General features: G+C 66.2%; 9 protein-coding genes. 5 read left to right on the forward strand and 4 right to left on the reverse strand.

Going from position 1 to position 8,051, the window contains the following annotated elements:
* Window positions 1-251: 251 nt before the first annotated feature.
* The 3 genes from ppsA (at window position 252) to G3N62_RS23400 (ending at window position 4,245) form a co-directional block, all read left to right on the forward strand.
* Window positions 252-2,654 carry a phosphoenolpyruvate synthase gene (gene ppsA, locus G3N62_RS23390; RefSeq protein WP_059561843.1) on the forward strand — a complete coding sequence of 801 codons (2,403 nt, stop codon included), beginning with the start codon at window positions 252-254 and terminating at the stop codon, window positions 2,652-2,654.
* A 193-nt stretch (window positions 2,655-2,847) separates the two neighbouring features.
* Window positions 2,848-3,282, forward strand: a complete 435-nt coding sequence (locus G3N62_RS23395; protein ID WP_034188834.1) for an NfeD family protein — start codon at window positions 2,848-2,850, stop codon at window positions 3,280-3,282.
* 33 nt (window positions 3,283-3,315) lie between these two features.
* The gene (locus G3N62_RS23400; protein ID WP_034188833.1) at window positions 3,316-4,245 is read left to right on the forward strand and encodes an SPFH domain-containing protein; all 930 of its coding nucleotides are present in this window, start codon (window positions 3,316-3,318) and stop codon (window positions 4,243-4,245) included.
* A gap of 155 nt (window positions 4,246-4,400) precedes the next feature.
* Here the strand turns inward: G3N62_RS23400 and smpB are convergent, their stop codons facing one another.
* Window positions 4,401-4,847 (reverse strand): SsrA-binding protein SmpB, encoded by a 447-nt coding sequence (gene smpB, locus G3N62_RS23405; RefSeq protein WP_006478511.1) that lies wholly within the window; start codon window positions 4,845-4,847, stop codon window positions 4,401-4,403.
* 98 nt (window positions 4,848-4,945) lie between these two features.
* Here smpB and G3N62_RS23410 point away from each other — a divergent pair, with 98 nt between their 5' ends.
* Window positions 4,946-5,383, forward strand: coding sequence for a type II toxin-antitoxin system RatA family toxin (locus tag G3N62_RS23410; protein WP_034188832.1), 438 nt, complete (start codon window positions 4,946-4,948; stop codon window positions 5,381-5,383).
* 4 nt (window positions 5,384-5,387) lie between these two features.
* Window positions 5,388-5,711, forward strand: coding sequence for an RnfH family protein (locus G3N62_RS23415; RefSeq protein WP_034188831.1), 324 nt, complete (start codon window positions 5,388-5,390; stop codon window positions 5,709-5,711).
* Between the two features lie 44 nt (window positions 5,712-5,755).
* Here G3N62_RS23415 and G3N62_RS23420 read toward each other — a convergent pair whose 3' ends face one another.
* The 3 genes from G3N62_RS23420 to G3N62_RS23430 form a co-directional block, all read right to left on the reverse strand.
* The gene (locus G3N62_RS23420) at window positions 5,756-6,721 is read right to left on the reverse strand and encodes a DMT family transporter (RefSeq protein WP_049030790.1); all 966 of its coding nucleotides are present in this window, start codon (window positions 6,719-6,721) and stop codon (window positions 5,756-5,758) included.
* Between the two features lie 115 nt (window positions 6,722-6,836).
* On the reverse strand, window positions 6,837-7,523 hold the full coding sequence (locus tag G3N62_RS23425; protein WP_059561897.1) for a glutaminyl-peptide cyclotransferase: 687 nt from the start codon (window positions 7,521-7,523) through the stop codon (window positions 6,837-6,839).
* 31 nt (window positions 7,524-7,554) lie between these two features.
* The coding region (locus G3N62_RS23430) for an HTH domain-containing protein (RefSeq protein ID WP_206141309.1) at window positions 7,555-8,051 on the reverse strand (497 nt) is incomplete at its 5' end.

Below are 8,051 nucleotides of genomic sequence, written 5' to 3' on the forward strand. Positions count from 1 at the left end.
GCAATTGCGGGGGCAGGGCGCGAACGGCGCCCGCGGCTTGACCGCTGGATTCCAGAATTCCCGGCAAGTCTGGCGATTTGTCTGCATATATCGCCCTTCTGCCGGGATTTTTGCAAATCGGGTCGGAATATTTTCCGCCGCTGCGAGTGTTTATCTAACAGGTTGCGCAAGACGCGCCGCGCCTTTTTGCAAGCGCCCGCGTTCGAGCCCACTTGCGCGATCGAGCATTTTTTTCACACTTAGGGGCTTGTATGACTAACGCAGCAAACGTCGCAAAGGACCAGGCGTATGTAATTCCGTTCGAGCAGTTGCGGATGACCGATGTGGAGATCGTGGGCGGCAAGAATGCGTCGCTCGGCGAGATGATCAGCCAGCTTTCCGAAGCAGGCGTTCGCGTACCCACCGGTTTCGCCACGACCGCGCTCGCGTTCCGCGATTTCCTCAAGCACAACGACCTCACCGATCGTATCGCCAAGCGTCTCGAGTCGCTCGACATCGACGACGTGAAGGCGCTCGCCGAAGCCGGTGCCGAGATCCGCAAGTGGATCGTCGACGCACCGCTGCAGGCGCGCCTCGAGGAAGAAATCCGTGCGCAGTTCGACATCCTCAAGAACGGCTCGCCGAGCGAACTGTCGTTCGCCGTGCGTTCGTCCGCGACCGCGGAAGACCTGCCCGACGCATCGTTCGCCGGCCAGCAGGAGTCCTACCTGAACGTCGTCGGCATCGAGGACGTGCTCGATCGCATGAAGCACGTGTTCGCGTCGCTGTACAACGACCGCGCGATCTCGTACCGCGTGCACAAGGGCTTCACGCACGCGGAAGTCGCGCTGTCGGCCGGCGTGCAGCGCATGGTCCGCTCGGACGTCGGCGCCGCCGGCGTGATGTTCACGATCGACACCGAATCGGGCTTCAAGGACGCCGTGTTCATCACGTCGAGCTACGGCCTGGGCGAAACCGTCGTGCAGGGCGCGGTGAACCCGGACGAGTTCTACGTGTTCAAGACGACGCTCGCCCAGGACAAATACCCGATCATCCGCCGCTCGATCGGCTCGAAGCTGATCAAGATGGAATTCACGCAGCCGGGCGAGCCGGGCCGCGTGAAGACGGTCGACGTGCCGCACGAACAGCGCAACCGCTACTCGATCACCGACGAGGACGTGATCGAGCTGGCGAAGTACGCGGTCATCATCGAGAAGCACTACCAGCGTCCGATGGACATCGAGTGGGGCAAGGACGGCCGCGACGGCAAGATCTTCATCCTGCAGGCACGTCCGGAAACGGTGAAGAGCCAGGCAACCGGCAAGGCCGAGCAGCGCTTCAAGCTGAAGGGCCAGTCGCAGGTGCTGGCGACGGGCCGTGCGATCGGTCAGAAGATCGGCGCGGGCCCCGTGCGCGTGATCCAGGATCCGTCGGAAATGGAACGCGTGCAGCCGGGCGACGTGCTGGTGGCCGACATGACCGACCCGAACTGGGAGCCGGTGATGAAGCGTGCGGCCGCGATCGTCACGAACCGCGGCGGCCGCACCTGCCACGCGGCGATCATCGCGCGTGAGCTCGGCGTGCCGGCAGTCGTCGGCTGCGGCGACGCGACCGACGTGCTGAAGGACGGCGCGCTCGTCACGGTATCGTGCGCGGAAGGCGACGAAGGCAAGATCTACGACGGCCTGCTCGAGACGGAAGTCACGGAAGTGCAGCGCGGCGAACTGCCGGAAATCCCGGTCAAGATCATGATGAACGTCGGCAACCCGCAGCTCGCGTTCGACTTCTCGCAACTGCCGAACGGCGGCGTGGGTCTCGCGCGTCTCGAGTTCATCATCAACAACAACATCGGCGTTCACCCGAAGGCGATTCTCGAGTACCCGAACATCGACCAGGACCTGAAGAAGGCGGTCGAGAGCGTCGCGCGCGGTCACGCATCGCCGCGTCAGTTCTACGTCGACAAGCTGACCGAAGGCGTCGCGACGATCGCGGCGGCGTTCTATCCGAAGCCCGTGATCGTGCGCCTGTCCGACTTCAAGTCGAACGAGTACAAGAAGCTGATCGGCGGTTCGCGTTACGAGCCGGACGAGGAAAACCCGATGCTGGGCTTCCGCGGCGCGTCGCGTTACATCGCCGAGGACTTCGCGCAGGCGTTCGAGATGGAGTGCCGTGCACTGAAGCGCGTGCGCGACGAGATGGGTCTGACCAACGTCGAGATCATGGTGCCGTTCGTGCGGACCGTGAAGCAGGCGGAGCGTGTCGTCGGCCTGCTCGAGAAGTTCGGCCTGAAGCGCGGCGAAAACGGCCTGCGCCTCGTGATGATGTGTGAAGTCCCGACCAACGCGATCCTTGCCGAAGAGTTCCTGGAGCACTTCGACGGTTTCTCGATCGGCTCGAACGACCTCACGCAGCTCACGCTCGGCCTCGACCGCGACTCGGGCATGGAACTGCTGGCCGTCGACTTCGACGAACGCGACCCGGCCGTCAAGTTCCTGCTCAAGCGTGCGATCGATACCTGCCGCAAGATGGGCAAGTACGTCGGTATCTGCGGCCAGGGCCCGTCCGATCACCCGGACTTCGCGCAGTGGCTGACCGACGAAGGCATCGTGTCGATCTCGCTGAACCCGGACACGATCATCGACACGTGGCAAGCGCTCGCCGCGAACCGGAAGTAACGCCCGGTAATGCATCTTCGGCGAAGGAGCGGCAACGTCGCTCCTTCGATGAAGGCAAAATGCAAGGTTCATGCTATAAACACCCCGGTAAGCACCGGGGTGTTTTTGTTTGTCGGTACAGGTACACGCCGGGCCGCCCCCGCGGGGAGTAGCGAGCGAGAGCAAGCGCGGGGGCGTTTTCGAGGAGACCACAATCATGTCGGGGCATCTGTTCTGGTGGGTCGCGGTGGGCGTGCTGGTCGTCGCCGAGTTGCTGACCGGTACGTTTTATCTGCTGATGATCGCGCTCGGCTTTCTCGCGGGCGGGTTGCTGCAACTGGCCGGTTTCGCGCCGCACGTGCAGTTCGGCGCGGCGGCCGCGGTCGCGATCGTCGCGATGATCGCGCTGCGCCGTTCGGGGCTCGGCCGCAAGCAGAAGCGCGACACGTCGACGAATCCCGACGTCAATCTCGATATCGGCTCGACCGTCACGGTCGACGCGTGGCACGACGGCCGCGCGCGCGTGCAGTATCGCGGCGCCGACTGGGATGTCGAGCTCGCGCACGGCGAGCGCGACGATGCGCACGTCTATCAGGTGAGCGCCGTGCGCGGCAATTGTCTCGTGGTCGTGGCGAAACCCGCGGGCTGATCGTCCGCTGATACAACAAGGAGGGAATACTTCATGGATTCGCTGATCATCTGGGTTGTCCTGCTCGTCATCGCGATCGTGATCGTGTCGAAGACGGTGAAGATCGTGCCGCAGCAGCATGCATGGGTGCTGGAGCGCTTCGGGCGTTATCACGCGACGCTGTCGCCCGGCCTGAACATCGTGCTGCCGTTCGTCGATCGCATCGCGTACCGGCACGTGCTGAAGGAAATTCCGCTCGACGTGCCGAGTCAGGTCTGCATCACGCGCGACAACACGCAGCTGCAGGTCGACGGCGTGCTGTACTTCCAGGTGACCGATCCGATGAAGGCGTCGTACGGGTCGAGCAACTTCGTGCTCGCGATCACGCAGCTCGCGCAAACCACGCTGCGCTCGGTGGTCGGCAAGCTCGAACTCGACAAGACGTTCGAGGAGCGCGACTTCATCAACCACAACATCGTGTCGGCGCTCGACCAGGCCGCGGCGAACTGGGGCGTGAAGGTGCTGCGCTACGAGATCAAGGACCTGACGCCGCCGAAGGAAATCCTGCACGCGATGCAGGCGCAGATCACCGCGGAGCGCGAGAAGCGCGCGCTGATCGCCGCTTCGGAAGGCCGCAAGCAGGAGCAGATCAACCTCGCGTCGGGCGCGCGTGAAGCGGCCATCCAGAAGTCCGAAGGCGAGCGGCAGGCCGCGATCAACCAGGCGCAGGGCGAGGCCGCCGCGATCCTGGCGGTGGCCGAGGCGAACGCGCAGGCGATCCAGAAGATCGCGAATGCGATCCAGTCGCAAGGCGGGATGGATGCGGTGAACCTGAAGGTCGCCGAGCAGTATGTGAACGCGTTCTCGAATCTCGCGAAGCAGGGCAACACGCTGATCGTGCCGTCGAACCTGTCGGACCTCGGTACGGCGATCTCGTCGGCGCTGACGATCGTCAAGAACGCGTCGACGCCCGCGAAGGGCTGAACCGCGCGCAACCGCGGCCCAGGCGGCCGCCGCGTGCGATCGGCGTGCGGCGAATCGTCGCGCAGCCGGACGACCGGCAGGCCGGAATCAGATAGCCCAAAGCAACACGGCCCGCTTCGAGCGGGCCGTGTCGTTTGTGTGGCGGGTCGCGCGCGTCAGGTGCCGGCGCGCATGATGCGTGCCTTTTCGCGTTCCCAGTCGCGCTTTTTCTCGGTTTCGCGCTTGTCGTGCAACTTCTTGCCCTTCGCGAGCGCGATGTCGCACTTCACGCGACCACCCTTGTAGTGGAAGTTCAGCGGCACGAGCGTGTAGCCGCGCTGCTCGACCTTGCCGATCAGTTTCTTGATTTCCTCGCGGTGCAGCAGCAGCTTGCGCGTGCGAACCGGGTCGGGCTTGATGTGCGTCGAGGCTTCGGGCAGCGGGCTGATATGGGTACCGATCAGGAAGATCTCGGCGTTCTTCACCACGACGTAGCCTTCCTTGATCTGGCCGCGCCCGGCGCGCAGCGCCTTGACTTCCCAGCCCTCCAGCACGAGCCCCGCCTCGTAGCGTTCCTCGATGTGATAATCGAAGTGCGCTTTCCTGTTGTCGATGATGCTCATGAAAGGATCGGCCCAACTCGTTTAAAATCACGATTTTAGCAAAGCGGGGCGGGAATCGCCCGGCTTGCGTTCCCACCTCAAGCGATGCCGCGCGATTTATGGCAGATGTCCAGAAAACCGTATTGATCCGCCATTCGGCGGAACAGATGTTCGACCTCGTCACCGACGTGGCCGACTACCCCAATTTCCTGCCCTGGTGCGGCGGTGTCGAGATTCGCCGTCAGGACGAGAGCGGGATGGAAGCGCGCATCGACATCAACTTCAAGGGCATCAAGCAGCATTTCGCGACGCGCAACACGCAGCAGCGCCCGACGCGGATCGACATGGAGTTCACGGACGGCCCGTTCAAGAAGTTCACGGGCTCGTGGCGCTTCACCGCGCTGCGCGCCGATGCGTGCAAGATCGAATTCGCGCTGCATTACGAGTTTTCGAGCATCCTGCTCGAAAAGATCATCGGGCCCGTGTTCAGCCACATCGCGAACACGTTCGTCGATTCGTTCGTGAAGCGCGCGGACCAGCGCTACGGGAAGGGGTGACGCGATGCTGTCGATCGAAGTCTGCTATGCGCTGCCGGACCGCCAGACGCTGATTCCGCTGTCGCTGCCCGAAGGCGCGACCGTGCGCTCGGCGATCGACGCGAGCGGCGTGCTCGCGCTGCATCCGGAGATCGATCTCGCGCACGCGAAGACGGGCGTGTACGGCAAGCTCGCGCCGCTCGACGCGCCGCTCGCCGATCACGATCGCGTCGAGATCTACCGCCCGCTGATCGTCGACCCGAAGCTGGCGCGTCAGCGGCGCGTCGACAAGTCCCGCCGCGACGGCTCGATCGAGGGCCGCAAGTGGATGCACAAGGACGCGCGCTGACGCGTTTTTCGTTCCGATTCGCCTGATCGCACGCCGCGGCGCGCTCAGTGGGCCGCGGCGTTTGCGTTTGTCGGCGCGCTGCCCGGCGTGTCGCCGTGCTGCCGCACCGAGCCGTACACGCCGGCGAGCAGCAGCACGAGCGCGGTGATTTCGAGCGCGTGCGGCATCCGCTGGTCGTACACGAACGCGTACAGCATCGCGAACACGGTTTCGAACACGATCAGCTGCCCCGACAGCGTGAGCGGCAAGCGCTTCGACGCCGCATTCCACAGGCCGTTGCCGAGCCACGACGCGCCGATCGCGAGCCCGAGATTCAGCAGCCAGAACAGCTGCCAGCGCGACGCCGGGACGGCCGCCTGCACCGTGCCGGCGGGCAGCGCGAGGATCGCGATCCAGCAGAGCGCGCCGATCAGGCCCGTCACGACACCCCATAGCACCGACCATTCGTTGCCGTCGAAATGATGATGGCGCTGCAGGTAGCGTGCGTTCGCGACCGCGTACCAGGTCCAGCTGGCGAGCGCGCCGGCCGCGCAGGCGATGCCGGCGAGTTTCTGGCCGAGGGTGGTCGCATGCGCGGCTTCGGACGTGAACAGGTCGACGTTGATGCAGGCGATGCCCGCGATCACCAGCGCGAGCGGGGCGGCGAGCCGCCGCAGCGGCACGGCGCCGTGGTCGCCGAGGCCCGCGAGCGTGACGGTCACGGGCAGCACGCCGACGATCAGCGAGCTGGGCGCGATGCCGATCAGATGCACGGCGCCGGACAGCAGCATGTAATACGCGACGTTGCCGATGACGGCGAGCCTTACCAGCGCGACGAGGTCTTCGCGGGTCAGCCGCGCGAGCAGCGAGCGGGCGGCGGGCAGGGCGGCCGCGAGCGACACGAGGCCGTACATCGCGTAGCGGCCGGCGCTCAGCAGCAGCGGCGAGAAGTCGGTCAGCAGCCGCGGAACGAGAAACACCATGCCCCACAGGGCGCCTGCCAGGACACCGTAAACCACGCCGCGCTGCATCGACCGCTCCGAACGAATGACTGATGTGCGCGCATCTTAGCGACGCCGTCGCGGCGGTGTCTTGTTCATTCCTGCACTCGGCATGGGGCGCGGCGCGTCGGCCGGCTGCGGCGAATCAGCCCTCGGCCGGATCGGGCGAGGCGGGCGCGCCGTCGCCCGCTGCACGCGCGCGTGCCGGGCGCCGCACGGCGCGCAGGGTGCCGCTGTTGCCGCCGCCGCAGTAGAAGCGGTCGCGGCCGTCGGATTCGAGCCCCGATACGCCGACGCCAGCCGGCATGTCGACCTGTTCGAGGACCTGGCCCGTGTGCGGGTCGACGTGCCGCAGGTCGCTCTGGTCGGCTTCCCACGTGCCGTGCCACAGCTCGCCGTCGACCCACGTCACGCCGGTGACGAAGCGGTTCGATTCGATCGTGCGCAGCACGGCGCCCGATTCCGGATCGATCTGATGAATCTTGCGTTCGCGGTACTGGCCGACCCACAGCGTGCCTTCGGCCCACGCGAGCCCCGAGTCGGCGCCGCCGCCGGGGGCCGGGATCGTCGCGAGCACGCGGCCCGATTCGGGATCGAGCTTCTCGATGCGGTCCTCGACGATCTGGAACAGGTGGCGGCCGTCGAACGCCGTGCCTGCATGCGCGGCAACGTCGAGCGAGCGCACGGTCGTGCCGCGCTCGGGATCGAGCGCATTCAGCTTGTCGCCGGACGCGTACCACACGTGCCGTCCGTCGAACGTGACGCCGTGCACGCCGTCGACGCCCGGAAACGGGCCGTATTCGCGAATGATCTCTGCCGCGGAGCGTTTCATGTTCGTCACCTCGTCGTTCGATGCGGCCATCCTAATCGCCCGGCAGCGGCGCCGGGAGTAACAAGGTCGTCGCGAATCCGGGCAGCGGCGGCGTCATCCAGCGGCGCGCGCGGCCGCGGCCGAGCGCCTGCACCTTGCCGGCCTCCGCGAGCGTGTCGAGCGCGCGTTGCACGGTGCGCTGGCTCGCGCCGAGCGCGAGCGCCAGCGCGGAACTCGACCACGCTTCGCCGTCGGCGAGCAGCGCGAGGACGGCCGCGTGGCGATCGTCGACCGGGCGTGCGAGGACGACGGTCTCGCGTACGCCGAGCGGTTCGAGCGCGAAGCCGCGCGGTGTCGCGACGACGTTCGCGAGCGGGCGCAGCACCGCGCGCAGCCGGCCGATCTCGACGCGCAGTCGCGCGCGATGCGATTCGTCCGCCTGTTTGGCGCGGAACGCGGCGGCCACGAGCGCATTGCGCGACACGTCGGCCGGCCACGCTTCGCCGAGCGCGCGGGCGAGCACGAACAGCACGGGGCGGCGCGCGAGCG

Origin of the sequence: Burkholderia sp. Tr-20355 (genome assembly GCF_017104685.1) — a bacterium.
Classification (GTDB): domain Bacteria; phylum Pseudomonadota; class Gammaproteobacteria; order Burkholderiales; family Burkholderiaceae; genus Burkholderia; species Burkholderia seminalis.

What these genes read in the sequence shown, in the direction of transcription:
- ppsA (WP_059561843.1), top strand. Translation starts at nt 252, where the DNA reads ATGACTAACGCAGCAAACGTCGCAAAGGACCAGGCGTATGTAATTCCG.
- G3N62_RS23400 (WP_034188833.1), top strand. Translation starts at nt 3,316, where the DNA reads ATGGATTCGCTGATCATCTGGGTTGTCCTGCTCGTCATCGCGATCGTG.
- smpB (WP_006478511.1), bottom strand. Translation starts at nt 4,847, where the DNA reads ATGAGCATCATCGACAACAGGAAAGCGCACTTCGATTATCACATCGAG.
- G3N62_RS23410 (WP_034188832.1), top strand. Translation starts at nt 4,946, where the DNA reads ATGGCAGATGTCCAGAAAACCGTATTGATCCGCCATTCGGCGGAACAG.
- G3N62_RS23415 (WP_034188831.1), top strand. Translation starts at nt 5,388, where the DNA reads ATGCTGTCGATCGAAGTCTGCTATGCGCTGCCGGACCGCCAGACGCTG.
- G3N62_RS23420 (WP_049030790.1), bottom strand. Translation starts at nt 6,721, where the DNA reads ATGCAGCGCGGCGTGGTTTACGGTGTCCTGGCAGGCGCCCTGTGGGGC.
- G3N62_RS23425 (WP_059561897.1), bottom strand. Translation starts at nt 7,523, where the DNA reads ATGAAACGCTCCGCGGCAGAGATCATTCGCGAATACGGCCCGTTTCCG.